The organism is Streptomyces violaceusniger Tu 4113 (assembly GCF_000147815.2).
GTDB lineage: Bacteria > Actinomycetota > Actinomycetes > Streptomycetales > Streptomycetaceae > Streptomyces > Streptomyces violaceusniger_A.
Genome location: NC_015957.1, coordinates 2,309,814 through 2,334,325 on the forward strand (window position 1 = coordinate 2,309,814; position 24,512 = coordinate 2,334,325).

A 24,512-nucleotide genomic window follows, 5' to 3' on the forward strand; every position below is an offset into this window, starting at 1 on the left:
GAAGCCCGGCAACAGGACCGCTTCCGCCGCTACTTGGTCTTGGTGTACGTGGACCAGTCCGGCGATTCCGCCGGGTCCAGCATCCGCAGCTTCGCCAGGACCTTCGGGTCCTGGGCGTCCAGCCAGTCGGCGAGCTGCTTGAACGACACGCACCGCACCCCGTCGCGGCGGCAGACGCTCCGCATCACGTCCTCGATGGCCTGCATATAGATGCCACCGTTCCAGGTCTCGAAGTGGTTGCCGATGAACAGCGGCGCCCGGCTGCCGTTGTAGGCCCGTTCGAAGCCGTTCAGGTAGCCCTCGCGGGTCAGCCGCTCCCACTCCGCATACTTCGCCGGATCGCCCTCGGTGCTGTCACCGGACTGGTTGAAGAGGAAGTTGAAGTCCATCGAGAGGACCTGCTTCTCGCTCTCCGGGTACGGCACGAGCTGCAGCGGGAAGTTCCAGATCCCATCGATCTTGGACGGCCAGAGCTGGAAGTCGCCCGGGGAACTCGCGTCATAGCGCCAGCCGAGGGATTTGATGGCCGGGATCAGCGTCTTCTGGCCCTCCAGGCACGGCGCGCGCCCGCCCGCCAGCTCCACGTCGTAGTCGAACGGCAGCGGCTTGATGTCGGTGAAGCCGGTGTTGGTCTTCCAGTGCTTCACAAAGGAGTACGCCTGCTCCGTTTCGCTTTTCCACTCCTCGGTGGACCAGTCCTGCCCGCCCTTGGCGCCGCAGAAGTGGCCGTTGAAGTGGGAGCCGATCTCGTTGCCGTCCTGCCAGGCCCCGCTGAGCTGCTCCAGGGTCTCCCTGATGTGCTCGTCGGTGGGGAAGGATATGGCGGCCGAGCCAGGCTTGTGCTGGGGCGGCCGGTAGAGGTCGCTCTTCGCCTTGGGCAGCAGATACATGCCGCTCAGGAAGAACGTCATCGTGGCGTCGCTCTCCTTGGCCACCTGTCGGAAGCGGGAGAAGAGATGGTCGTCGTTCTCCAGCGCGCCGTCCCAGGAGAAGACCACGAACTGCGGCGGCTTCTCGCCGGGTTTGAGCTTCTGGGGCTTGAGCTGATGGGGCTGCGGTCCGGTGTAGGACGTGGAGCCGTCCCCGAGCACCTTGACCTTGCCGTCCCAATGGGCGTACTTGTCCTTCTTCTTGGGCTCCCTGGGGACCCGGTCCGACTTGGGAGACGCCGCGGCGGCGGGGAGGTCCCCGCCCTGTGTGCCGCCCGCGTCCCCCGGCGAGGTCAGGGCTATCAGCAGCGCCACCACGACGGCCACGGCCGTGAGCGCGCCTATGGGCGCGGCCACGCCATAGGCGTTCTTCGCGTTTAAAGCCTTCAACGCTTTGTTTAAAGCCTTCAACGCTTTCACGATCTTCAGCGCCTTCACGGGTCCCGCCCCCTGGCAACAGTACAGATGTACGTCCCCCTCAGTATCACAGAAGTATCACGTGCCCTTCACATCGGTCTCCTCACCAACCGGTCAAAAGCAGGTGGTTGACGATCAGTCCGAGACACGCCTGGGCCGCGAGCCAGCGGCGACGATCAACGGCGGGCAGCAGTGCGGCGGTGGGCAGCAGCCAGACCAGGAAGGGAAGCCAGATCCGCTCCGTCTCGGCCTTGCTCATCCCGGACAGATCGGCCACGACGAGCGCGAACAGCACGGCGAAGGTCAGCACCACCAGCCCGTCCGGGGCGCCCGGACCGCCCGGGCGCAACCGCCTTACGGTGTCCGGCACCGCCGACAGCATGCGCCGCGCGCCCGCGACACAGGCCGGACCGGCGACCACCGTCGCGACGGCCAGGTTGGCCCAGACCCAGTACGCGTACGGGCGGTCCGAGGCCACGCCCTGGTAGTAGCGCTCGACCAGCAGCGAGTACCCCTCCCACCACTGGAAGCCGGCCAGCGTGAACGCACCGGCCACCACCGCCGCCCCGATCAGCGCGAAGGGCAGCGGCCGGGCGGTACGGGCGAGCAGGAGCACGGCGGCGGCGGGCAGCGCCAGCAACGTCAGCCCGTAGGAGAGATAGGCCGTCAGCCCCAGCAGCAGCCCGGAGCCGAACGCGACCGCCCCGGGCGCCCGGACCGTACGCGTCGCCGCGAGCGCCAGCAGCGCGAGCCCCCAGGCCGCGACGGCCGCGAAATAGCCGTCCGCGGAGGCGCCCACCCAGACCGCCCCGGGCGCCAGGACCAGGAACGGGGCGGCAGCGCGCGCCGCCCGCTCCTGCCCCAGGGCGCGCAGCGTCACCAGGATCGCGACCGCCGCCGAGCCGCCCACCGTGATGCAGAAGGCCCCCGCCCACCCGCCGCCGCCCAGGCCCAGCCGGTCCAGGCCCACGAAGGTGAGCACGGCGCCCGGCGGATGGCCCGCGATATGGGCGGGCCAGTGGTCGGGCTGGGTGAGCAGGATGTGGCCGGTGAAGCCGCGCAGGGCCGCGCCGATGTCGTGGAACCGGTCGACACCGCGCAGATATTCGTGGCGCGCGGTCAGCCGCCCCGCCACCCCCCGCTGCCATCCGTCGACCAGCGCCAGTGACCAGATCCAGGCCATGGACGCCGCCCAGACGGCCCCCAGCAGCCCGCGCCACGGCAGCCGCACCGCCAGCCGGGGGCCGTGGACGACGACCGCGGCGGCCACGGCCAGGGCGGCGGGCGTGCCGGGGCCCACATGGGGCAGCCAGTCGGCGTACAGCGGCGCCCAGTCGACGTACAGCGAGTGATCGGCCCGCTGGAGCAGCGTGCCGACGACGGCGGCGACGGCGAAGAGCACGGCGGCGGCAGCGGCGGCGAGCACGTCCCGGCGGCGGCCGGTCCGCTTCTCGTTCTCGATGGCCCGGGTGTCGATGCCGCTGTGGAGAGGGAGTTTCACGACGTCACGCTACGTCGCGGAGAGCGCGTCCGGGCCGCCGCGCCGCGCGCCGTCACCGGACCGTCAGATCCTCGTGGCCGGGGCGGGTGACGTCACCGTTTCGTCATGGGCTCAAGGCGCCGGAACGCGGCGCGGCCGCCCTACGGTCATGCCATGAGCCACCCTCCCCGTACCCACCGTGACCGCCGCGCCCTGTGGCGAAGCCCGCTGCGCGGCCCCTGGCTGACCTCTGTCCTCGGCCTGGTCCTGCTCTTCGGCCTGCCCGTGCTGTTTGTGACCGGGCTGCTGTCGTACGCCGCCTACAACCCGAATCTGTCCCCGGTCAACGACCAGACCCCGGACAAGGGGCTGCTCGGGTTCTATCTCTTCACCTGGCCGACCAACCCCTCCTGGCTCTACCGCGTCAACCAGGGCGTGCACGTCACCCTCGGGATCGTGCTCGTCCCCGTGCTGCTGGCCAAGCTGTGGTCGGTCATCCCCAAGCTGTTCACCTGGCCGCCGGTGCGGTCGGTGGGGCACGGGCTGGAGCGGCTCTCGCTGCTGGCGCTGGTCGGCGGCGGGCTGTTCGAGTTCGCGACCGGGGTGCTCAACGTCCAGTTGGACTACATCTTCCCCGGGTCCTTCTACCCGCTGCACTTCTACGGGGCGTGGATCTTCATGGCCGCCCTCGTGGTCCATGTGGCGCTGCGGGTACCGGTCATGGTGCGGGCGCTGCGCAGCCGCGATCTACGGGCCGAGCTGCGCACCCGTGCCTCGGACACCAAGCCGGAGCCGCCGGACGAGACCGGCCTGGTCAGCCCGCAACCGGCCGCGCCCACCATGTCACGGCGGGGCGCGCTCGCCATGGTCGGCACCGGCTCGTTCGCGCTGCTGGTGGTGACGGCCGGTCAGAGCATCGGCGGCCCGCTGCGCGAGACCGCCGTGCTCGCGCCGCACGGCCGCAACCCGGGGTCGGGGCCCAACGGCTTCCAGATCAACAAGACCGCCATGGCCGTCGGTGTCCGCGCCCGCGACATCGGGCCCGACTGGCGGCTGGTGGTGCGGGGCGCGACGGGCCGCGAGACCGTCCTCACCCGGGAGCGACTGCTGCGGCTGCCGCGACACGGCGCGGCGCTGCCCATCGCCTGCGTGGAGGGGTGGTCCACATCCGACCAGCGGTGGGACGGGGTGCGGCTGGCCGACCTCGCCGCGCTGGTGGGGCATGCCGACCGGCCACCGAGGGTTCTGGTGGAGTCGGTGCAGCGGCACGGCTCCTTCCGCCGCGTCGTGCTGAGCGACGTCCAGGTGCGCGACCCCCGCTCGCTGCTGGCCCTGAAGGTCAACGGCGCGGATCTGTCGCCGGACCACGGCTATCCGGCGCGGGTGATCGTGCCCGGGGCCCCGGGTGTGCACAACACCAAGTGGGTCGGCCGGCTGACCTTCGGGAACTTCGAGGAGACCGCGTGAAGGGGCTTGGGCGAGGCCGCATGAGGGGGCCTCGGGGAGACCGTATGAAGGGGCTTCGAGGAGACCGTATGAAGGCCGTGATGCGCCGCTTCGGGCCGCGGGCCGTCCTCCACCGCTTCGGGCTGCGGCGGCTGGAAAGGGAGTCACCGCTGCGGCTGGTGCTGCTGCTGTGCTCGTTCGCGCTGACCGGCTACGCGGGGGTCAGGCTGCTGAGCGGCGACTGGTTCGGGATCGTGCTGTGGATCGTCGGTGCCGCCCTCCTCCATGACCTGGTGCTGCTTCCGCTGTACGCGCTCGCCGACCGTGCCGTGGGCGCCGTGCTCCCGGCCGCGGCGCGGTGGATCAACCATGTGCGGGTGCCCGTCTTCCTCTCCGGGCTGCTCATGCTGGTGTGGTTCCCGCTGATCCTCGGCCGGCAGGCGCGCCGCTACGAGCACGCGACCGGGCTGAGCGCCGACGTCTTCTGGCCGCGATGGCTGCTGATCACCGCGGGACTCTTCGGCGCCTCGGCCGTATGGCTGGCGATCCGGGTGGCGATCCGGGTGTGGCGCCGCCGCCCGGGGCCTCGGCGTGGGGCCCCGGCGGCGGGGGAGCGGAAGCCGCCCGCAGGGCCCGCACGGCCCAGCCGGTCATGATTGCCGCACCGGCGACCGCGTACCCCAGCGTTCCGACCCACGCGCCGTCGTCGACCGCACGGGCCGTCACATACTGGGCAACTCCCGCGAGCGGCAGGCCGAGCCACTCCCAGCGCCCGTCGAGGGCCACCAGTGCCACCACCAGCAGCGCGTACCAGGGATAGCCGGGCGTCATCAGCAGGAACGCGGTCCCGGTCACCACCAGCGCGCCGCGCCAGGGCCGGCCGGGATCGCCGCGCAGCAACACCCAGGCGACGACCACGAGCAGGACGGCGGCGACCACCGGCAGGGCCCAGCTCTCCGGGGCGGGGTGGAGCAGACGCAGCAGCGCGTAGCGGTTCTTGTCGTCCGAGGCGGTGGAGCCCGTCTCGTACCCCTCCTCGGCCACATAGCCGGTGAGATAGCCGAGCACGGAGGAGCGCGAGAGCAGGATGTACGGGAGGTAGCCGAGCGCGACCACGGCCGCGGCGGGAAGCAGGATCGCGGCGGCAGGGCGCACCGCCGCTGCCGCCGCGCGGCGGATCCGGGCGGTCGGTGAGGGGGGACTCCCGGCGTTTTCAGGGGCCTTGGGGACTTTGGGGGCTTTGGGGGTCTTGGGGTTCATGGGGTTCGTGGTGAGGATGCCGGAGAGCGCACCCGGCAGGGTCACGGCGGGCAGCAGCTTGGCCGCGATCGCCGCGCCGAGCAGCACGCCGCCCAGGGCGCGGCGGCGGGGGACGGCGACCAGGCCCGCGACGGTCAACAGCACGCCCAGCGCGTCGACATGGGCGTTGTTCACCGCCTCCACCGGCACGGCCGGGCACCAGGCCCACAGCGCCGCGCGGGCGGTCGCGAGGCGGGGATCGGGGCGGCGGCGTGCCGCGGCGAGCAGCACGGCGGTGGTGGCGACGGACAGCAGCGCGCCGCCGGTCTGCAGGGGGAGGAGAGTGGAACCTGACGGCGCCGAGCGGTGTACAAGCAGGAAATAGCCCTCTGCGACGGGAGGATAGATCGTATGGACCGCGGGGCGATTGAGGCGGGTGCACTGCGGCTCGGCGGGGCCGGAGGCGCCGCGCGTGTGGTCGGAGGTGCCGCGCATGTGGTCGGGCGCCGGATTGGCGCTCGGGCGGGCGCCGGGCGCGGGGCGGACGGGGGCGCGGTCGGGGCCATGGCAGGCGGGGCCCTTCGGGAAGAGCCAGCGGTCGCGCAGCGAAGCGAGCGCGGGGTCCTCGGGCGCGTGGTCATAGGGGGATATGCCCGCGGCCTGCACCCGTCCGTCCCAGGCGTAGCGGTAGGCGTCGGTGCTGGTGCGCGGCGGCCCGAGCAGGCCCGTGGCGGCGACCGCGGCGCTCCCCACGAGCACGAAGACGGCGGCGTGGCGGGCGCCCAGGCGGCGGACCGTCCATGCCGCCGCGGCGAACAGCACCCAGGCGAGGGCGTACCAGCGGGAGAGCATGCCGGGCGCGGTGTGGAAGTCGTCCCTGCGGAAGGTCAGGGCCAGGACGGCGACCAGCGAGCCGAGCAGCGTGGCCAGCGCGAGCGGGGTGATCCACGGGTGGGCGGTCCGCGCCCGCGAGGCCCGGGTGGGGCGCTCTGTCGGGCGCGGCTCGTCCGTGCTGTCAGGCGGTGGTGCGAGGCGGTCGCGGGCCGTTGGGCGGGGGCCCGGGCCGGAGCGCTGATCAGGCACCCGGCCGGTCCATCGGGCGAGTCGGCCGGGCCGCAGCAGGCCGCGCAGCGATGCGGGCACGGCTCAGCGCTCCGTGGCGGACCGGGGCGGGGGCGGTGTGCGGCGCAGCGACACAAAGCTCCGGTCCCGCGCGGTCCACTGCTCGACCGGGTTCCAGCCCACCGCGCGCGCGTGGTGCAGCAGTGCCGGGACGCCGACCCGGGCCCAGGGGAAGGCCGTTCCCACGTCGCCCCGGCCGTCGTCCACGCGCACCCGCACCCGCTCGTCCACATCCACGGTCGCGGCCTCCACGAGCAGCAGCCCTTCGGGGGCTATGAGTTGAGCGACGCGCGCGAGGAGTGCCTGCGGATCGCCGCCGATGCCGATGTTGCCGTCGATCAGCAGTGCCGTGCCCCAGCGTCCCTCGCCGGGCAGCGGTTCGAAGACCGAGCGGCACAGCGCGGGCCCGCCCGCACGGACCGTTCGGGCGACCGCGGCCTGGCTGACGTCGATGCCCAGACAGGGACGGCCGCGCAGGGCCAGTGCGGCCACCAGCCGACCGGGTCCGCAGCCGATGTCGAGGGCCGGGCCCTGGCAGCGCCGGAGCACGGTCCGGTCGGCCGCGTCGGCGTCCGCACACCAGCGTTCGACGTCCAAGGGCAGCATCCAGCCGTCGGTTCGGCGCAGGAACAGCGGACCTCGGCCCGCGTGCAGCGCCCGGACATAGGGGTCGGCGTGCCAGGCGGCCGCCGCACGGCGAGCGGGAGTCCGCTCACGTACCGGCCCGTCTCGTACCGATCCGTCGTGTACGGACCGGTCTTTCACCAGTCCGTCGTGTACGGATCCGTCTCGCACCGTCTCCGCCGCGCTCATCGGGCGGTGGTCCGGGACAGCCGGGCGAGGGTCCGGGCGAACCGCCCGTCCGGGACGTCGGCCGCCACGCGTGCGGCATCCTCCGCCGTATCCACGTCGCGCAGCATCGGCAGGTCGCGCACCCGCAGCCCCGCGTCCGTCAGCCGGCGCCGCTGTGCGGCACCGGTGGTGGCGGTGGACATCGGCACGCCCCGCAGCAGCCCGGGGTCCGGTTGCGCGAGGCCCAAGGCCCAGAAGCCACCGTCGGCGGCCGGGCCGAACCAGGCGTCGCAGTCGTGCCAGCCGTTCGGGCCCAGCGCGGGGGCGAGCAGAGCGGGGGTCACCTGCGGGGTGTCCATGCCGATCAGCAGGGCGGCGCCCCGGCAGGTGGCGAAGGCCGCGGCGAGCCGTTCGTCCAGACCGCCGTCGCACTGCGGCACCACCTCGAATCCCGGTGGCAGCCACGGCCCGGGGTGCCCGTCGAGCACCAGGACCCTGCGGCGGGCGGGCATGGCGAGCGCGGCGTGCAGCGTGTCGGCGAGGCATGCCTCGGCGAGCGAGGCGGCCTCGGCGGGGGTGTACGGGGGAGTGAGCCTGGTCTTCACCCGCCCGGGCACCGGTTCCTTGGCGATGATGAGCAGCGTCGTCCCGTCCTCGTGGGCAGGCCGGGAGCCGGTGTCCGCATGGATATCCGCACCGGGGACGGGCCCATCGGCGGCATCGGGTCCGGAGCCGGGGCGGTCGGGAGCCGAGGGGGCCTCCGCCGCGTTCGCACCCTCGCGTGGCGCGGCGCTCACCGTGCGGCCCTCGTGGCGGCGGCCAGGTCGTGGGCCACCGGCGGCTGGCGCAGCACGGCGCGCATATCGCGCACCGCGTGCCAGGTCCCCCGCCAGGTGCCGGTGACCTTCGACTTCCCGGTGCGCGGCCGGTACGGCACCTCCCGCTCCTCGACCCGCCATCCCGCGTCCGCGGCCCGCACGACCATCTGCAGCGGGTAGCCGCTGCGGCGGTCGGTGAGGCCGAGGGCGAGCAGCGGTTCGCGCCGCGCGGCCCGCAGTGGGCCGAGGTCGCCGAGCGTGAGGCCGGTGCGCCGGCGCAGCATGCGGGTCAGCGCGATATTGCCGAGCCGGGCGTGCATCGGCCAGGCCCCCCGTTCCTGGGGACGTCGCCGGCCCAGCACGAGGTCGGCGCCGCCTTCCGCGACGGTCCGCACGAAGGCGGTGAGCAGGCCGGGGTCGAGCGAGGCGTCGCAGTCGCAGAAGCAGACGATGTCGGCCTCGGCGGCGAGGAGCCCGGCATGGCAGGCGGCGCCGAAGCCACGGCGCGGTTCATGCACGACGGTGGCGCCGTGGGCGCGGGCGATCGTGGCCGAGCCGTCCGTGGAGCCGTTGTCGACGACGATGGCGCGCCAGCCGGCCGGGATGCGGGCCAGCACCCAGGGCAGGGCGGCGGCTTCGTCCAGACAGGGCAGGACGACGTCCGCACAGGGGGTGGTCGAGTTTGTCACCTGCACCACACTACGAAGGAGAAAGCGACATTTCGGGCTTCAGGTTCTTACGAAACACGGACGTCGCCCGGTCCGCGGGCTCCCTGCCGCATCCTGGCGCCGGACCTGGTGTCACGCTGTGGGGCATGCAGCAGACCCCGTCTCCCACCCGCGTGCTCGTCGTGGACGACGATCCGACCGTGGCCGAGGTCGTCGCCGGGTACCTCGGCCGGGCCGGATTCGCCGTGGACCAGGCAGCCGACGGCCCCGGGGCGCTCGCCCGCGCCGCCGCCCGCTGGCCGGACCTGGTCGTCCTCGACCTGATGCTGCCCGGTATGGACGGGCTGGAGGTGTGCCGCGCGCTCCGGGGCAGGGGCCCGGTGCCGGTCATCATGCTCACCGCGCGCGGCGACGAGGAGGACCGGATCCTCGGCCTGGAGATCGGCGCGGACGACTACGTCACCAAGCCGTTCAGCCCACGGGAGCTGGTGCTGCGCGTGGAGTCTGTGCTGCGCCGCGGCCGGACCGGTCCGCAGGTCCCCGGCTCGTCCGCCCCCGCCCCGGGCGGTGTGGCGCACCGCGCCGGGATCACCCTCGATGCCCTGGCCCGGCGCGCCACCCGGGACGGCCGGGAACTCGCCCTGACGGTGCGCGAGTTCGACCTGCTGTCCTTTCTGCTGCGCCACCCGGGGGTGGCCTTCACCCGCGAGGAGCTGATGCGCGAGGTCTGGGGCTGGGACTTCGGGGATCTGTCCACCGTCACCGTCCATGTGCGGCGGCTGCGCGGAAAGGTCGAGGACGATCCCGCCGCGCCCCGGCTCATCCAGACCGTCTGGGGCATCGGCTACCGCTTCGACGCCCCGCCCGAGGCCGACGACGAGGGGCCACCGGACGACGGCCCAGGGGGCGAGGCGCGACGGGACGAGGGGCGACGGGACGGCGACGGGCGGGGGGCGGGTTCCGATGCGTGATGTGTTCCTCATGGCGGCGTTCGCCTTCCTCGGCGCGGCGGCGGCCGGTCTGCTGGGCGCGCTGGCGCTGCGGCTGGTGCGCGGCCGTTCGGTCGCGGTGTCCCTCGCCGTGGTCGCCGCCGTCGCGGTCACGGCGATGCTCACCGGGACGCTGGCCGTCGCCTGGGCGATGTTCCTGTCCCCGCACGACCTGACGGTGGTCACCACCGTCTGCGCCATGGCCGCCGTGGTGTCCCTGGTCACCGCGCTGCTGCTGGGCCGCTGGGTGGTGGCGCGCAGCAACGCGCTGGCCCTCGCCGCCCGCTCCTTCGGGGACGGCGGGAGCTTCGCCGCCCCCGACGGCCAGGCCACCGCCGAACTCGCCGCGCTCGGCCGCGAACTGGCCGCCACCAGCGCCAAGCTGGCCGCCTCCCGCGAGCGTGAGCGCGCCCTGGAGTCCTCCCGCCGGGAGCTGGTCGCCTGGATATCCCACGATCTGCGCACCCCGCTGGCGGGGCTGCGCGCGATGTCCGAAGCGCTGGAGGACGGGGTGGCCCCGGACCCGGACCGCTACCTCCGCCGGATCCGCACCGAGGTGGAGCGGCTGAACACGATGGTCGGCGACCTCTTCGAGCTCTCCCGCATCCACGCCGGGGCGCTCTCCCTCAGCCCCACCCGGATCTCCGTCTACGACCTGATCGGCGACGCACTCGCCGGGGTCGATCCGCTCGCCCGCGAGCTGGGCGTCCAGTTGATCGGCGACCGCGTGGACCCCGTCCCGGTGGAGGTCGACGGCAAGGAGATGACCCGTGTGCTCGGAAACCTGCTTGTCAACGCGGTCCGCCGCACCCCGGCGGACGGCACGGTCGCGGTGACCGCCGAGCGGGTGGCGGACACGGTCGTGCTGTCGGTCACCGACGGCTGCGGCGGGATCCCGGAGGAGGACCTTCCGCGCGTCTTCGACACCGGCTGGCGCGGCAGCAACGCCCGCACACCCCCGGCGGGCGCCGGTCTGGGCCTCGCCATCGTCCGTGGCATCGTCGAGGCCCACGACGGCCAGGCGGCGGTCCGCAACGTCGACGGCGGCTGCCGCTTCGAGGTCCGCCTCCCCGCCGCCGTCACCTGAGCGACTCGGCCCTGGGGCCGCAGCGACCTGAGCGACTCGGCCCTGGGCCCGCAGTCACCTGAGCGACTCGGCCCCTCGGATCGCCGTCACGCGAGGCGGCTCCTCCCCTAAGGCCGCCGTCACGTCAGCGCCCCGGCCACTCGGGCTGCCGTGAGCTGGGCGCCCGTCCCCTCAGGGCGCCGTCAGGGCGCCCGCTTCTCAGGCTGCCGTGGCCTGGGCGGCTCCGCCGTCCTCAGGCCACCAGGGCTCCGCCCTCAGGCCGCTGTCAGGGCTCCCGCTTCTCGGGCGCCGTGGCCTGGGCACCCGTCCCCTCGGGCCGCTGTCAGGGCTCCGCCCTCAGGCCGCCGTCAGAGCTCCGCCCTTAGGCCGCTGTCAGGGCTCCCGCTTCTCGGGCGCCGTGGCCTGGGCGCCCGTCCCCTCTGGCCGCCGTCAGGGCTCCGCTCTCAGGCCGCTGTCAGGGCTCCCGCCGTCAGGGCTCCCGCCGTCAGGGCTCCGCCCTCAGGCCGCCGCCCCCAGGCCGCTGTCAGGGCCCCCACCGCCCCTCAGACCCCCGCGCGCTGTGGGGCGCGGGCGAACGCGGTCATGCCCTCCGTGAAGGAGATCGCCGCGCGCCAGCCCAGGGCCTCGCGGATCCGCCGCGACGACGCGGTGATATGCCGTACGTCGCCCAGCCGGTACCCGCCCGTCACCACGGGCGCCGGGCCGCCGAACGCCGTGGCCAGGGCCGCGGCCATCTCGCCCACCGTATGGGGGTCGTCGCTGCCGGTGTTGTACGCGGTCAGCGTGGACGGGGCCACCACCTCCGGCGCCGCCTCCAGGGCGGCGACATTGGCCGCGGCCACGTCCCGGACATGGACAAAGTCCCGGCGCTGGCCGCCGTCCTCGAAGACCATGGGCGCCTCGCCGCGCGCCAGCGCGGAGCGGAAGAAGGAGGCGACCCCCGCGTAGGGGGTGTCGCGCGGCATCCCCGGCCCGTACACATTGTGGTAGCGCAGCGACACCGCGCGGCCGCCCACCGACCGGGCCCAGGCCGCCGCCAGATGCTCCTGGGCCAGCTTCGTCGTCGCGTACACATTGCGTGGATCGACCGGTGCGTCCTCCTCCACTTTGCCGGGCCGCAGCGATGTGCCGCACTCGGGGCAGCGGGGGTCGAAGCGGCCCGCCGCGAGATCCGCCTCGGCGCGCGGACCGGGACGGACCCGGCCGTGCCGGGGACAGTCGTAGCGGCCCTCCCCGTAGACGACCATCGACCCGGCCAGCACCAGTTCGCGCACCCCGCGCTCCGCCATCGCCGCCAGCAGCACCGCGGTGCCCAGGTCGTTGCAGCCCACATAGGCCGGGGCGTCCGCGAAGTCCTTGCCGAGACCGACCATCGCCGCCTGGTGGCATACGGCGTCCACGCCGCGCAGCGCCGCGACCACCGCCTCCCGGTCCCGCACATCGGCGTGGATCCACTCCCCGTCCACCGTGGGCGGCGTCGGATGAGCGGCCGGGAGCAGGGCATCGAGGACGACCGGCTCATGGCCGTGCTCGGTGAGGGCGGTGACGATATGCGAGCCGATGAAGCCCGCACCTCCGGTGACGAGTACACGCATGGGGACGACGCTAGGCCCGAGCGGGCGCCGGGGGCCGCCCCCGCGCCGTTCCGTCACCGCTCCGTAAGACCTTCCGGAGAAGGCGTGGTCACAAAATGGTCACAAGAGAGACGGTCCCGCGTTGCCTTTCACTGCGACCGTGGCGGCCACTCGCGTCCCCCGGGACCCCGACCCCGTCCCCGACGATCCTTTCCCCAGGGGCTCCCGGACACGATTACCGGACACGTCTCTCCGGACCGCCGCCATCGACGAACAGAGAGCCACATGACGGTCACCACCGCCCCCGCGGCCCAGCGTCCCCGCAGCCTCAATGACGTCAAGGGCTGGTTCCCCAGCCTTGACCAAGTACTGTTCGACCGCTTTCTGACCCGCCAGGAGCGCCTCGGGCAGCACGGGGACCTGATGGAGATGGGCGCCTACATGGGCAAGAGCGCCATCTTCACCGCCGCGTATCTGCGGGCGAACGAGCGGTTCACGGTCTGTGACCTCTTCGACGCGGACGCGCCGGACGAGAAGAACGCGGCGGAGGCACGCAAGTCGTACTCCACGTTGACCCGCACCGCATTCGAGCAGAACTACCTGGCCTTCTGGGACGAGCTGCCGGTCGTCATCCAGGGCCCGACCTCCGTCGTGCCCGACCACGTCGGCGCGGACACCTGCCGCTTCATCCACGTGGACGCCTCGCACCTGTACGAGCATGTGGCGGGCGACATCGGCACCGCGCACAGCACGCTGGTGCCCGGCGGTCTCGTCGTCCTCGACGACTTCCGCTCCGAGCACACCCCCGGGGTGGCCGCTGCGACCTGGGAGGCGGTGTTCACCCGGGGCCTGCGGCCCATCTGCCTGACCACGCAGAAGCTCTACGGCACCTGGGGCGACCCGGAGCCGATCCAGGACGAGCTGCTCGCGGACGAGGAGTGGCGCAAGGGGATGCACACCAGCGTGCAGGAGATCGCGGGCCGCAGGGTGCTGCGGTTCTCGGGGAAGCCCGCGAACCCGACGCCGCCCACGTCCCGCTACGCCGACGAGCCGCGCGACCCCGCCCGCGAGCAGCGCTCCGCGCCCACCGCACCGGCGTCCGTCGCCGCGCCGAGCCGCCGCCCCACGGCGGTCCGGCGGCTCGCCGCCGATGTGCTCCCGCCGGTCGTCACCCGCGCGATTCGCCGCCGCAAGCGATAGCCGCTGGGAGCGGGAGGAGCCCCGGCGCGGCGGACGGCCTTACGGCCGCCGCGGCGCCGGGTGGTTCCCGGATCTACGCGTGGTAGAGGGCGCGGGCGCGCGTCAGGTCGACAAGCCCGTCCTCAAGCCCGTCCTCAAGGCCGTCCTCGCCGAGGGGCAGGAAGTAGTTCACCTGCCACGCCTGAGTGGTGCGCGCCTGGCGATTGGTCGTGGTCACCCACGGCGGGTAGACGCGGAACCCTCGCTTCCCGGCGGAGCCGTTCCGGGACATGATCCCGCGCTCGCACAGCACCTCGCTCGGGAACACGAACTGCCCGAAGTGGCCGCTGTCGCGGCTGCTGATGACGATGAGGTCTACCCCGTCGTCGGCGTCGAAGGGCCGGATCGGCCCCTCCGCGGACCGCTGCCAGACGGTGACGAACTGGCCAACCTTCGTCGGGGTGGTCTTGGCCACACGGAACCTGACCGAGAGCCCGTCGAGCGTGAACCCGTGAGCCGCGTACTCGGCGCTCTCAGGCTCGGGAACCGGCTGTGAGCAGGCAAAACCGCCCGGGTCGTACACCCATGTCCGCGCCGCCAAGAGATCACAGTGGAGCTCTGCCCACGGCTGATTCGTCACCATTGCCTCATCCTGCCATCACGTCCAGCGCACGCCGCTGGTGCCCGTGGTGGCTCAAACGCATGCACCACGTCCGGCGTGGCGGGATCCGCCAACGCGGTTCGGGGAGGGAGGCGACGCAGGGCAGGCGCCGCCAGCGGCCGTCGTACGGCACGCGGGACGGCGCATGGGCGGGACGGCACGTGAGACGGGATTCCGCGGTCCCGCGGAGGCTAGCCCCCGGCGCCGCAGGGATTTGCCCCCGCGCGCAAGGAACCCCGGCTCCGCGCGCAAGCGACCCCGGCTCCGCGCGACGGCCTTACGGTCGCCGCAGTGCCGGGTGGTCCGCCACCACCGTGCAGGATCCCGGTGCGATCTCCGTGAACCCCGCGTCGCGCACCACCGGCAGCCCGCTCGTGGTGAGCTCGTCCCACCGCTCGGCCGACGCCGTACGCACCGCAAGCGGGAACCCGGCCTCGCGCCAGGCCGCCCGCGTCGCGTCGTCCAGCTCCCACCAGGCCAACTGCGCGCCGTGCCCGGCCTGGGCCATCGCCTTGCCCGCGGACATCTCCACATGGGGGCTCAGCCACAGCACCGGACCGGTGAGGTCGGGGGCGGGCGGCGGCCCGGGGTCGTCCAGGTCGGTGCCGGAGACCTGGAGCTTGGCGAGCTCCTTGGGCCAGCCGTCCAGCGGCACCGGCGGGAACACCCGCACCTCGGCGGCCGGCGGCGGCCCGTCCTCGGCAGCGGTCGCGGCGGGCGCCCGGCCCATGACCGTAATGCCCGGCAGCTCGCCCGTGCGCCGCCACTCCGCGCCGCGCGCTCGCCGTACGACCTTGCGGATCCGGGCGTCCTGCCAGTCCCGTACGGCCTGGGCCCACTCGCCGTCCGCGGCCGTCGCCCGCTCGTCCGACAGCAGCACCAGCACGGCGCGCGCCGCCGTCTCCAGGGCGTCCGTGCGCGCCGGGGGCGCGGCCTTCTCGATCCGGACCACCAGAGGCAGGACGAACTGCGGCGCGGCGTCCCGGTCGGTCCCGGAGTGCCGGAAGGGGCTGCTGCCGGCGCCGGATCCGGTGCCGTGGTGAGCGGTTGCCCGGGGGCTGGTCTCGGTGCTGGTCTCGGTGCCGGTCTCGCTGTTGACTTCGGCGCTGGCGTCGGTGCTGGTCACGCGCCAAGTGTGCCAGGACCGCGGCGGCGGCCGCCGGGCCCGGCCACCGCGCCTATGCTCAACCAGCATGAGACTGCGAGGAGTCGGCCGCCGCTACGGGCTGGGCGGGCCCTGGGTGCTGCGCGGTGTCGATCTCGAGGTGCCGCCGGGTTCGCTGACCCGAGTCGAGGGGCGCAACGGCAGCGGTAAGTCCACGCTGCTGCGGCTGCTCGCCGGGATCGATGCCCCCAGCACGGGCCGGATCACCGGCCGCCCGGCCACGGCCTACGTCCCCGAGCGATTCCCGGCCGAGCTGCCGTTCTCCGCCCTCGGCTACCTCACCCACCTGGGCCGGATCCACGGGCTGTCCCGCGCCGCGGCGGCGCGCGGGGCGGGGGAGTGGCTGGAGCGGTTCGGTGCGGACGGATACGCCGGCACCCCGCTCGCCGAGCTGTCCAAGGGCACCAGCCAGAAGATCGCCGTGGCACAGGCGCTGCTGGCCGCCCCCGGGCTGCTGGTCCTGGACGAGGCGTGGACCGGCCTCGACCAGGCCGCGCGCGGGGTGCTGGACACGGCGGTCGCCGAGCGCGTGGCCGAGGGCGGCGCGGTCGTCTTCGTCGACCACGACCCACGCCGCCTCGCCGGGGCCCCGGGCCGGGTCCTGCGCGTCGCCGAGACCCGGCTGGTGCCGGTGGACACGGACACCAGCGAGGCACCGGGGACAGCGGTTCCACCCGGCCGGGAACCCGCGCCACCGGGCGGACGCGCGCACACCCCGGCCGTGCCCGGCCCGTTGGCTTCGGGTGGTGAACGGCCGTCCTCCGCCGGGAGGCGGCCGGGGCAGTCCACGGCCCCGGCCGTCGCATGGGTGGGGGTGGAGGCCGAGGGAGTGCCCGGGGCGGAGCTGCCCGTCGGGCTCCCGGGCGGGGCGGTGTGTGAGTACGGCCCGGCCGTGCCCGGCCCGTCGGCTTCGGGTGGTGAACGGCCGTCCTCCGCCGGGAGGCGGCCGGGGCAGTCCACGGCCCCGGCCGAAGCATCGATCCGGGTGGAGGCCGAGGGAGCGCCCGGCATCGAGCTGCCCGTCGGGCTCCCGGGCGGGGCTGTGCGCGAGTACGGGGCCGCCGCGTATGGGGGCGGGAGCGCGCCCGCCGGTCCGGCGGGCCGGGTCGTACGCCTGACGGTCGGCGCCGCCCACTCCGACGCCCTGCTCCGTACCCTCCTGACCGCTGACCCGCCGTGGCACATCCGCGCGGTGACGACCGTCGGCGACCCCCAGGAGCTCGTCGAAGCGCCGCAGGAACCCGCCGAAGCGCCTCACAGGTCCGCCGGGGCGCCTAGCGAGCCCACCGAGGAGCCTTACGACCTCACCGAGGCGCCTCGCGAGCCCGCCGAGTTTCCTCGCGAGCCCGCCGAAGCGCCTCACGAGCGCACCGAAGGACCCAAGGAACGCAACAAGACGCCCCAGGAGTCCACCGAAGCGCTTCACGGGCCCGCCGAAGGGCCGAAGGAGAAGGCATGACCGCGCTGCTGCGCTATCAGGCGGCCCTGCTGGCCCGCTCGCACCGCTGGCTGCCGCCGTTACTGCTCTACGGCGCGTTCCTGGGGATCGGGGTGCAGTCCGGGCAGCCGATCCTCGACTCGCTCGGCTACGCCGCCGCCGCGCTGTTGCCCATCGCCGCCTGGCTGGTGCGGGTGTGTGTCACCCAGGAGCCCGCCGCGGCGCGCGACTGCGCCTCGGCGGCGGTCGGACCGGCCCGGGTGCATCTCGCCGCTGTGCTGACCGCGCTGGGCGCGGCGCTGCTGCTCGGCACCCCTGGGACGCTGCTCGTCGCGGCGGTCAGTGATCCGCACAGCGCGGACCACCAGCATGAGGTCCCCGTGCCGGAGGCGACCGTCGCCGGGCTGCTCGCCGCGGTCGCGTGCGCCCTGCTCGGCACGGCCGTCGGCGCGCTGTGCAACCGGCCGCTGCTGCGCCGCCCCGGCTGGGCGATCCCGGTCACCATGCTCGCTGCGCTACTGGTGTCGGTGGCCGGTGCCTCGCCCGCGAACGCCGCCGTCTCGGGGCTGGTCGACGGCTCGCACAGCGGCACCGTGACGATGCCCCTGCTGCCCTTGGCCCTGACCGCCGCGGTCGCCGCCGGGGCGACCGCGCTGGTCTGCGCGCTGAGCTCCCGCCGGTCGTAGGGTTCGGGTCATGGACGAGCGAGGAGCCGGGGCCGGCCGCCGGGCCGTGGATGATCGACGAGTCGTGGACGACCGCCGGGCCGTGAACGATCGACCGGTCAATGACGACCGTAAAGACCTCCCCGAGGGCCCGCCGTACGCGGACTGCGTGCTGTGCGGTGAGCCCACCGAGCACCCCGTCTCGCGCCCAGGAGCGACGCTGTGCCCCGTCTGCGAGTGGCAGGAGGCCCAGCGCACCGCCTGCTCCGGCTAGGAGGTGTCCGGCGGATCTTGCAGCCGGCGGCCGGCTGTTCCCCGCGCCGCCCCTTCCCCAACCGGGGCTCCGCCCCGGACCCCGGGGCCCAGGGGGCGGCGTCCCTGGGAATGAGGCAAACGCGGGCGGGCTGCTTCCCTCCTCGTCCCTACGACGCGGCGTCGGCCAGCCCCTTCGCGTCCCGGGCGAGGGCCGTGAGCCGGGATATCGCCCGGAAGTACTTCTTCCGGTAGCCGCCGTTCAGCATCTCCTCGCTGAAGAGCTGGTCGAACGGCACCCCGGAGGCCAGCACCGGCACCTCGCGGTCGTAGAGCCGGTCGGCCAGCACCACCAGCCGCAGCGCGGTCGACTGGTCGGGTATCGGGCCGACCGCGGTCAGGCAGACGGCCTGGACGCCGTCGCACATCGCGCCGTAGCGGCTCGGATGCACCCGGGACAGATGGTCCAGCAGGGCGGGGAAGTCGTCCAGGGAGGCGCCGGGTATGTGGCGCGCCGCCCGGGTGACCGTCTCGTCGGAGTGCGGGGCCGGGGCCGCGGGCAGACCGCGGTGGCGGTAGTCCTCGCCGTCGATGCGCAGCGTACGGAAGTGGGCGGACAGCCCCTGGATCTCGCGCAGGAAGTCGGCCGCGGCGAACCGGCCCTCGCCCAGCTTGCCGGGCAGCGTGTTGGACGTCGCGGCGAGCGCCACGCCCGCCTCGACCAGCTTGCCCAGCAGCGTGGAGACCAGGACGGTGTCGCCCGGGTCGTCCAGCTCGAACTCGTCGATGCACAGCAGCCGGTGGCCGCTCAGGGTCTGCACGGTCTGCTGGAAGCCGAGCGCGCCCACCAGGTTGGTCAGCTCCACGAAGGTGCCGAACGCCTTCAGCTCGGGGGCGGCCGGGGTGGCGTGCCACAGGGAGGCCAGCAGATGGGTCTTGCCGACGCCGTAGCCGCCGTCGAGGTACATCCCGCGCGGGCCGCCGCTCGCCGCGGGCTTGGTCTCCCGGCGGAACCAGTGCCTGCGGCGGCCGCCCTTCGCGCCCGCCCCGCCGTCGAGTCGTCCGGCGAAGGCTCGCAGCGCCTCGACCGCCTCGGCCTGGCTGGGCTGGCCGGGGTCGGTGATGTAGTTGTCGAAGCTCACGGTGGCGAAGCGGGGAGGCGGCACCATCTCGGCGACCAGGCGTTCCGCGGGAACCTGCGGCGCACGGGCGGTGAGAGCGGCGGGGGCTTCGGCGGCTATGCGGCCTGCCGAGCCGGATGCGGTGGTTGGTGCAGACACGGATATCGAGGGTAGTCGCTCTTCACCCGAGCACTGTCCGAGGGGGAGGCATGTCACACTGCGGCCTATGCGACGCCTGTTCCCCGTGCCTGCCCGAACGTCTGCCGACAGCCCAGCCGAAACGACCGCCGGAGAGCGTGAAGCCGAAGACCACGCAGCGGGAGAGCGCGCAGCCGAAGACCGTGAATGGGGCCTCGACGAACTGGCCGACGCCTATGCGTATCCGGAGCCGCCGCACGGCCCCTCGGGCGCCTTCCTGCGGGCCAACATGGTGTCCTCGCTGGACGGGGCGGCGCATCACGACGGGCGGTCCAAGCCCCTGTCCTCCGACGCCGATATGCGGATCTTCGGGGTGCTGCGCGGGCTCGCCGACGCCGTGGTGGTGGGCGCCGGGACCGTGCGCCTGGAGGGCTACCGCCCGGCGCGCGCCCGTGAGGCGTTCGCCGAGCGGCGGGCGGCGCTCGGGCAGGCGCCCGCGCCCGCGATCGCCGTCGTGAGTGCGAGCCTGGACCTGGACTTCTCGATGCCGCTGTTCACCGAGCCGCTGGTCCCGACGGTCGTGATCACGGGCGCGGCGGCCGCGGCGGAGCGGATCGAGCGGGCCCGCGCCGCGGGCGCCGAGGTGGTCTTCGCCGGGGCGGGGCCGTCCGGACGGGTCGACGCGGCGGCGGTCGTGACAGCGCTCGCGGAGCTCGGCCACACCCGGCTGCTCACCGAGGGCGGCCCCACGCTGCTGGCGCAGTTCGCGGCGGCAGGGGTGCTGGACGAACTGTGTCTGGCGGTGGCCCCCCTGGTCACCGCGGGCGACGCGAAGCGGATCATGGACGGAGCCGAACTGGGGGAACCGGAACAGTTCACTCTCGATTCCGTCCTGGAGGAAGCCGGGTTTCTTTTCACCCGCTACCGTCGGATTTACCAATAACTGATAAAAGCATCCGTAAACCCGCGAAAAGGATCGCGAAGGAGAAGGGCATCCGCCGTGTTCACGAGCGTATTGATGATTGAGAAGCCCCTGACCCCCGCCGACGTGGAATTCGTCACCACCTTGCACGGCGATGACCCGGTCTCCTTCGTCGTCCTGATGCAGCCCCGGGGCAGCAAGGACCGGCTGCTGCGCGCGATCGACGACATCGCCCTCGGCGAGCTGGAGCAGGCCAGCCAGGAGGGGGAGGAGCCGGAGGGCAGGGAGGCGCTGGAGCCCGCCGAGCAGGCGCTGACCCACTCGGTGGCGGCGCTCGAGGCGGCCGGGAACCGGGCCCGGGGCCAGGTCGTCCAGCGCCGTCCGCTGGAGGTGCTGCGCGGTGTCGTGGAGGAGACCCGGGCCGATGAGGTGATCGTGCTCACCGCCCCGCACTTCGTGGAGGAGTTCTTCCACCGGGACTGGGCCTCGCGGGCGCGCCACAAGGTGGGGGTCCCGGTGCTGAAGCTCTTCTCGCACGCGGTGGACGAGGAAGAGACCACGGCCGGCGGCTGAGCGGCGGCGCGGGTCCCCGCGGCCATCGGCGGGGCGGGCCGCGGGGGGTGCGAGAATCGGGCCGACAGCACACACCGAGAACCAGGGGAGACCCGTACATGGCACCGGCCGGCACCGCCTCCGACGCGCTGGATCGACCGCACTTCATCGGCATCGGCGGCGCCGGGATGTCGGGCGTGGCGAAGGTCCTCGCCATGCGCGGCGCACGGGTCTCGGGCAGCGACACCAAGGACTCGCCGATCGTCGGGGCGCTGCGCGAGCTCGGCGCGACGGTGCACATCGGCCACGCCGCCGGGAACATCGCCGCCGACGCCACCGGCGTCGTCGTCTCCAGCGCCATCCGCGCCGACAACCTCGAACTGGTCACGGCGCACGAGCGCGGCATCGCGGTGGTGCACCGCTCCGACGCGCTCGCCGCGCTGATGGACGGCTCCCGGCCGATCGCGGTCGCGGGCACCCACGGCAAGACGACCACGACCTCGATGCTGGCCGTCTCGCTGCGCACCCTGGGCCTGGACCCGTCGTACGTCATCGGCGGCGATCTGGACGCCCCCGGCTCCAGCGCCCGCCACGGCGACGGCGAGATCTTCGTCGCCGAGGCCGACGAGAGCGACCGCAGCTTCCACAAGTACGCGCCCGAGGTGGCGATCATCCTCAATGTGGAGCTCGACCACCACGCCAACTACGCCTCGATGGACGAGATCTACGCGTCGTTCGAGACCTTCGTCGGCCGGATCCGGTCCGGCGGCGCGCTGGTGATCTCCGCCGACCAGTCCGGCGCCCGTGAGCTGACCGCCCGGGTCAGCGGGGGCGAGGAGCCGCCGCGGGTGCTCACCTACGGCGAGGACGAGAGCGCCGACGTACGGGTCCTGGCCATCGAGCCGCACGGGCTGACCAGCGAGGTCACCGTCCGGCTCGCGGAGTCGCTGGGCGGCGCGGAGATCACCTTCACCGTCTCCGTCCCCGGCCGCCACTACGCGCTCAACGCCGTCGCCGCCCTCACCGCGGGCGCCGCCCTCGGCGTCCCGGCCGGCGAGCTGGCCCCCGCCCTCGCCTCGTACACGGGCGTCAAGCGGCGGCTGCAGCTCAAGGGCACCGCGGCCGGGGTGCAGGTGATCGACTCCTACGCCCACCACCCCACCGAGATCGCCGCGGACCTCGAGGCGATCCGCGGCGGCGCCGGGGAGGGCCGGGTGCTGGTGGTCTTCCAGCCGCATCTGTTCAGCCGCACCCAGGAGCTGGGCACCGAGATGGGCGAGGCGCTCGCGCTCGCCGACGCCTCCGTGGTCCTGGACATCTACCCCGCCCGCGAGGACCCGGTCCCGGGTATCACCAGCGGCCTGGTCATCGACGCCGCGGCCCGCCACGGGGCGGATGTGACCGCCGAACACGACCGGAATGCGGTGCCCGAGCTGATCGCCGGAATGGCCAAGCCCGGTGACCTTGTTCTCACCATGGGCGCGGGCGATGTGACCGATCTCGGTCCGGAGATTCTCGCCCGTCTGCAGAGCCCGGAGAACTGAGGAGGTCCGTCCCCATGGCGTACGAGATCGACAAGCCGGAGGAGCAGTGGCGCGCCGAGCTGACGCCGCAGGAGTACCACGTGCTGCGGGAAGCCGGTACCGAGCGTGCCTTCACCGGTGAGTACACCGATTCCAAGACGGTCGGCGTCTACTCCTGCCGGGCGTGCGGGGCCGAGCTCTTCCGCTCGGAGACGAAATTCGAGAGCCACTGCGGCTGGCCGTCGTTCTACGACCCGGCGGAGAGCTCGGCCGTCGAGCTGCTGGAGGACCGCTCGCACGGCATGGCCCGCACCGAGGTGCGGTGCACCCGCTGCGGTTCGCACCTCGGCCATGTCTTCGCGGGCGAGGGCTACCCCACCCCGACCGACCAGCGCTACTGCATCAACTCCATCTCGCTGCGGCTGACCCCCGAGGAGGGCTGAGCCTCCGGGCCTCCGCCCGAGCCTCCGGCACTCGGGCCCGAGTCTCAGGGCCTCGGCCCAAGCCTCACGGCCTCGGCCCGAGCCGCAGCACGGCGGCGGTCTCGGGCGGCAGCCTCAGCATGCCGTCCGGGCCCGGGAGCTCGATCCGCCGCCAGGCGGCGACCACCTCGGTGACCTCGCCGGTCCGGGGCCCCAACCAGGTCTCGACCGGCCGGTCGCCCGGGTTGAGCAGGACCCGCAGCGGGCCGCGCTGAAAGCTGAAGCAGCCGTCCGAACCGGTGGACAGACCCGTATACGCCCAGGTGGGGTCGGTCAGGGCCGGTTCGGCGCGGCGCAGCGCGATCAGCCGGCGGTACCAGTCGAGCAGCGCCCGGTGCGGCTCCCGCTCCGCCTCCCGCCAGTCGAGGCAGGACCGCAGCCGGGTGGCCGGGTCCTGGGGGTCGGGGATGTCCCCCTCCGCCCAGCCGTGGGCGGCGAACTCCCTGCGGCGGCCGGACCGTACCGCCTCGGCCAGCTCCGGATCCTGGTGGTCGGTGAAGTACTGCCAGGGCGTGCGGGCGCCCCACTCCTCGCCCATGAAGAGCATGGGGGTGAAGGGCGCGCACAGCACCACGGTCGCCGCGCAGGCCAGCAGCCCGGGGGAGAGCCGGGCGGCGAGCCGGTCGCCGACCGCCCGGTTGCCGACCTGGTCATGCGTCTGGGCGTAGCCGAGCAGCCGGTGCGCGGGGGTGGTGTGGGGCGTGAGCGGAGTGCCGTGGCGGCGGCCCCGGAACGTCGAATGGGTGCCGTCGTGGAAGAAGCCGCCCATCAGCGTCTTGACCAGGGCTCCTGGCCCCTCGGCTGCGAAGTCGGCGTAGTAGCCCTGCCGCTCACCGGTGAGAAAGGTGTGCAGGGCGTGATGGAAGTCGTCGTTCCACTGCGCGTGCAGCCCATGGCCGCCCGCCTCGCGCGGGGTGGTGGTGCGCGGATCGTTGAGATCCGACTCGCCGATGAGGAACAGCGGGCGGCCGGTGCGGGCGGCCAGCGCGTCCACGGCGGCCGACAGCTCGGCCAGGAAGTGCCGGGCCCGGTTGTCGCGCAGCGCGTGCACCGCGTCCAGCCGCAGCCCGTCCAGGCGGAAGTCGCGCAGCCAGGCGAGCGCGCTGCCGGTGAAGTACGCGCGCACCTCGTCGGAGCCGGGCGCGTCGAGGTTGACCGCCGCGCCCCAGGGGGTGTGGTGGGTTTCGGTGAAGTACGGGCCGAAGGCCGGGAGGTGGTTGCCGGAGGGGCCCAGATGGTTGTGGACCACGTCGAGGACCACCCCGAGGCCGTGCCCGTGCGCGGCGTCCACGAACCGCGCCAGCCCCTCCGGCCCGCCGTACGGCTCGTGCACCGCCCAGGGCGCCACGCCGTCGTACCCCCAGCCATGGGTCCCGGGGAACGGGCAGACGGGCATCAGCTCCACATGCGTGACGCCCAACTCGGCCAGATGCGGAAGCCGTTCGGCCGCCGCCTCGAAGGTGCCCTCATGGGTGAAGGTGCCGAGGTGCAGCTCGTAGAGGACCGCGCCCGGCAGCGGCCGCCCGAACCACTCCCGCTCCCAGCGGAAACGGGAGTGGTCGACCACCGCGCTCAGCCCCTCGGGGCCGTCCGGCTGGCGGCGGGAGCGCGGATCGGGGAGCGGCGGGCCGTCGTCCAGCGCGAAGCCGTACCGCGTCCCGTGTCCGGCCTCGGCCTCGGCCCGCCACCACCCCTCGCGGCCCGGGTCGGGCTCCATGGGGCGGTCACGCCCGTCCACATGGAGCCCGACCCGCCCGGCGTGCGGCGCCCACACCTCGAACAGCACTGGCGTCTCCTCACCTCGACCGACGGTCCCCGACCATGCTGCGGGACGCGGCGCCGGCGGCGCAGCA

Annotated in this window: 21 protein-coding genes and 2 pseudogenes; 12 read left to right on the forward strand and 11 right to left on the reverse strand. The window is 73.8% G+C overall.

Features of this window, described 5'->3' with window-relative positions; translation table 11 throughout:
* Positions 1-29 precede the first annotated feature (29 nt).
* Positions 30-1,319: a hypothetical protein gene (locus STRVI_RS10135; RefSeq protein ID WP_050993646.1), complete on the reverse strand. Its 1,290-nt coding sequence runs from the start codon at positions 1,317-1,319 to the stop codon at positions 30-32.
* A gap of 130 nt (positions 1,320-1,449) precedes the next feature.
* Positions 1,450-2,847 carry a hypothetical protein gene (locus STRVI_RS10140; RefSeq protein ID WP_014055545.1) on the reverse strand — a complete coding sequence of 466 codons (1,398 nt, stop codon included), beginning with the start codon at positions 2,845-2,847 and terminating at the stop codon, positions 1,450-1,452.
* A gap of 153 nt (positions 2,848-3,000) precedes the next feature.
* Here STRVI_RS10140 and STRVI_RS10145 point away from each other — a divergent pair, with 153 nt between their 5' ends.
* Complete coding sequence (locus STRVI_RS10145) at positions 3,001-4,293, forward strand: molybdopterin-dependent oxidoreductase (RefSeq protein WP_014055546.1); 1,293 nt, start codon at positions 3,001-3,003, stop codon at positions 4,291-4,293.
* Between the two features lie 68 nt (positions 4,294-4,361).
* Positions 4,362-4,928 carry a hypothetical protein gene (locus STRVI_RS55895; protein ID WP_014055547.1) on the forward strand — a complete coding sequence of 189 codons (567 nt, stop codon included), beginning with the start codon at positions 4,362-4,364 and terminating at the stop codon, positions 4,926-4,928.
* A gap of 649 nt (positions 4,929-5,577) precedes the next feature.
* On the opposite strand, the pseudogene STRVI_RS56335 reads toward STRVI_RS55895, so the two are convergent.
* The 4 genes and pseudogenes from STRVI_RS56335 to STRVI_RS10170 all read right to left on the reverse strand — a co-directional run.
* Positions 5,578-6,363: pseudogene (locus tag STRVI_RS56335) on the reverse strand (glycosyltransferase 87 family protein); the annotation flags it as partial.
* Between the two features lie 294 nt (positions 6,364-6,657).
* Positions 6,658-7,446 (reverse strand): class I SAM-dependent methyltransferase, encoded by a 789-nt coding sequence (locus STRVI_RS10160; RefSeq protein WP_014055549.1) that lies wholly within the window; start codon positions 7,444-7,446, stop codon positions 6,658-6,660.
* The gene (locus STRVI_RS10165) at positions 7,443-8,114 is read right to left on the reverse strand and encodes a TIGR04282 family arsenosugar biosynthesis glycosyltransferase (RefSeq protein WP_251982877.1); all 672 of its coding nucleotides are present in this window, start codon (positions 8,112-8,114) and stop codon (positions 7,443-7,445) included. Before STRVI_RS10165 ends, STRVI_RS10160 begins: the two co-directional genes overlap by 4 nt.
* 104 nt (positions 8,115-8,218) lie before the next feature.
* The gene (locus STRVI_RS10170) at positions 8,219-8,941 is read right to left on the reverse strand and encodes a glycosyltransferase family 2 protein (RefSeq protein WP_014055551.1); all 723 of its coding nucleotides are present in this window, start codon (positions 8,939-8,941) and stop codon (positions 8,219-8,221) included.
* A gap of 116 nt (positions 8,942-9,057) precedes the next feature.
* On the opposite strand from STRVI_RS10170, the gene STRVI_RS10175 reads away from it, so the two are divergent.
* Complete coding sequence (locus STRVI_RS10175) at positions 9,058-9,882, forward strand: response regulator transcription factor (protein ID WP_014055552.1); 825 nt, start codon at positions 9,058-9,060, stop codon at positions 9,880-9,882.
* Complete coding sequence (locus STRVI_RS10180) at positions 9,875-10,987, forward strand: sensor histidine kinase (protein WP_014055553.1); 1,113 nt, start codon at positions 9,875-9,877, stop codon at positions 10,985-10,987. Before STRVI_RS10175 ends, STRVI_RS10180 begins: the two co-directional genes overlap by 8 nt.
* 542 nt (positions 10,988-11,529) lie before the next feature.
* Here the strand turns inward: STRVI_RS10180 and STRVI_RS10185 are convergent.
* Positions 11,530-12,582, reverse strand: coding sequence for an NAD-dependent epimerase/dehydratase family protein (locus tag STRVI_RS10185; protein ID WP_043235694.1), 1,053 nt, complete (start codon positions 12,580-12,582; stop codon positions 11,530-11,532).
* A gap of 264 nt (positions 12,583-12,846) precedes the next feature.
* Here STRVI_RS10185 and STRVI_RS10190 point away from each other — a divergent pair, with 264 nt between their 5' ends.
* The gene (locus STRVI_RS10190) at positions 12,847-13,761 is read left to right on the forward strand and encodes a class I SAM-dependent methyltransferase (protein ID WP_014055555.1); all 915 of its coding nucleotides are present in this window, start codon (positions 12,847-12,849) and stop codon (positions 13,759-13,761) included.
* A gap of 73 nt (positions 13,762-13,834) precedes the next feature.
* On the opposite strand, the gene STRVI_RS10195 is transcribed toward STRVI_RS10190, so the two are convergent.
* Positions 13,835-14,383 carry a MepB family protein gene (locus STRVI_RS10195; protein WP_014055556.1) on the reverse strand — a complete coding sequence of 183 codons (549 nt, stop codon included), beginning with the start codon at positions 14,381-14,383 and terminating at the stop codon, positions 13,835-13,837.
* A gap of 295 nt (positions 14,384-14,678) precedes the next feature.
* Positions 14,679-15,527, reverse strand: a complete 849-nt coding sequence (locus tag STRVI_RS10200; protein WP_014055557.1) for a peptidyl-tRNA hydrolase — start codon at positions 15,525-15,527, stop codon at positions 14,679-14,681.
* A 67-nt stretch (positions 15,528-15,594) separates the two neighbouring features.
* On the opposite strand from STRVI_RS10200, the pseudogene STRVI_RS50505 reads away from it, so the two are divergent.
* From STRVI_RS50505 to STRVI_RS10215, 3 genes and pseudogenes are all read left to right on the forward strand, one after another.
* Positions 15,595-16,159, forward strand: a pseudogene (locus STRVI_RS50505) (ABC transporter ATP-binding protein); the annotation flags it as partial.
* A gap of 862 nt (positions 16,160-17,021) precedes the next feature.
* On the forward strand, positions 17,022-17,690 hold the full coding sequence (locus tag STRVI_RS10210) for a hypothetical protein (RefSeq protein ID WP_014055559.1): 669 nt from the start codon (positions 17,022-17,024) through the stop codon (positions 17,688-17,690).
* Between the two features lie 46 nt (positions 17,691-17,736).
* Complete coding sequence (locus STRVI_RS10215) at positions 17,737-17,943, forward strand: hypothetical protein (protein ID WP_435532611.1); 207 nt, start codon at positions 17,737-17,739, stop codon at positions 17,941-17,943.
* A 148-nt stretch (positions 17,944-18,091) separates the two neighbouring features.
* On the opposite strand, the gene zapE is transcribed toward STRVI_RS10215, so the two are convergent.
* Positions 18,092-19,201, reverse strand: coding sequence for a cell division protein ZapE (gene zapE / locus STRVI_RS10220; protein ID WP_043235699.1), 1,110 nt, complete (start codon positions 19,199-19,201; stop codon positions 18,092-18,094).
* A 67-nt stretch (positions 19,202-19,268) separates the two neighbouring features.
* Between zapE and STRVI_RS10225 the strand changes: the two genes are divergently transcribed.
* From STRVI_RS10225 to msrB, 4 genes are all read left to right on the forward strand, one after another.
* Positions 19,269-20,123: a pyrimidine reductase family protein gene (locus tag STRVI_RS10225; protein WP_014055563.1), complete on the forward strand. Its 855-nt coding sequence runs from the start codon at positions 19,269-19,271 to the stop codon at positions 20,121-20,123.
* Between the two features lie 75 nt (positions 20,124-20,198).
* Complete coding sequence (locus STRVI_RS10230) at positions 20,199-20,675, forward strand: hypothetical protein (RefSeq protein ID WP_043235701.1); 477 nt, start codon at positions 20,199-20,201, stop codon at positions 20,673-20,675.
* Positions 20,676-20,773: 98 nt separating this feature from the next.
* Positions 20,774-22,198 (forward strand): UDP-N-acetylmuramate--L-alanine ligase, encoded by a 1,425-nt coding sequence (gene murC, locus STRVI_RS10235; RefSeq protein ID WP_014055565.1) that lies wholly within the window; start codon positions 20,774-20,776, stop codon positions 22,196-22,198.
* Between the two features lie 14 nt (positions 22,199-22,212).
* Positions 22,213-22,620: a peptide-methionine (R)-S-oxide reductase MsrB gene (msrB, locus tag STRVI_RS10240; protein WP_014055566.1), complete on the forward strand. Its 408-nt coding sequence runs from the start codon at positions 22,213-22,215 to the stop codon at positions 22,618-22,620.
* A gap of 64 nt (positions 22,621-22,684) precedes the next feature.
* Here msrB and treZ read toward each other — a convergent pair whose 3' ends face one another.
* On the reverse strand, positions 22,685-24,445 hold the full coding sequence (gene treZ, locus STRVI_RS10245; RefSeq protein WP_014055567.1) for a malto-oligosyltrehalose trehalohydrolase: 1,761 nt from the start codon (positions 24,443-24,445) through the stop codon (positions 22,685-22,687).
* Between the last annotated feature and the right edge of the window lie 67 nt (positions 24,446-24,512).

Coding starts and splice junctions, on each gene's coding strand:
- STRVI_RS10145 (WP_014055546.1), top strand. CDS start 3,001: ATGAGCCACCCTCCCCGTACCCACCGTGACCGCCGCGCCCTGTGGCGA.
- STRVI_RS55895 (WP_014055547.1), top strand. CDS start 4,362: ATGAAGGCCGTGATGCGCCGCTTCGGGCCGCGGGCCGTCCTCCACCGC.
- STRVI_RS10160 (WP_014055549.1), bottom strand. CDS start 7,446: ATGAGCGCGGCGGAGACGGTGCGAGACGGATCCGTACACGACGGACTG.
- STRVI_RS10175 (WP_014055552.1), top strand. CDS start 9,058: ATGCAGCAGACCCCGTCTCCCACCCGCGTGCTCGTCGTGGACGACGAT.
- STRVI_RS10180 (WP_014055553.1), top strand. CDS start 9,875: ATGCGTGATGTGTTCCTCATGGCGGCGTTCGCCTTCCTCGGCGCGGCG.
- STRVI_RS10185 (WP_043235694.1), bottom strand. CDS start 12,582: ATGCGTGTACTCGTCACCGGAGGTGCGGGCTTCATCGGCTCGCATATC.
- STRVI_RS10190 (WP_014055555.1), top strand. CDS start 12,847: ATGACGGTCACCACCGCCCCCGCGGCCCAGCGTCCCCGCAGCCTCAAT.
- STRVI_RS10195 (WP_014055556.1), bottom strand. CDS start 14,383: ATGGTGACGAATCAGCCGTGGGCAGAGCTCCACTGTGATCTCTTGGCG.
- STRVI_RS10210 (WP_014055559.1), top strand. CDS start 17,022: ATGACCGCGCTGCTGCGCTATCAGGCGGCCCTGCTGGCCCGCTCGCAC.
- STRVI_RS10225 (WP_014055563.1), top strand. CDS start 19,269: ATGCGACGCCTGTTCCCCGTGCCTGCCCGAACGTCTGCCGACAGCCCA.
- STRVI_RS10230 (WP_043235701.1), top strand. CDS start 20,199: ATGATTGAGAAGCCCCTGACCCCCGCCGACGTGGAATTCGTCACCACC.
- murC (WP_014055565.1), top strand. CDS start 20,774: ATGGCACCGGCCGGCACCGCCTCCGACGCGCTGGATCGACCGCACTTC.
- msrB (WP_014055566.1), top strand. CDS start 22,213: ATGGCGTACGAGATCGACAAGCCGGAGGAGCAGTGGCGCGCCGAGCTG.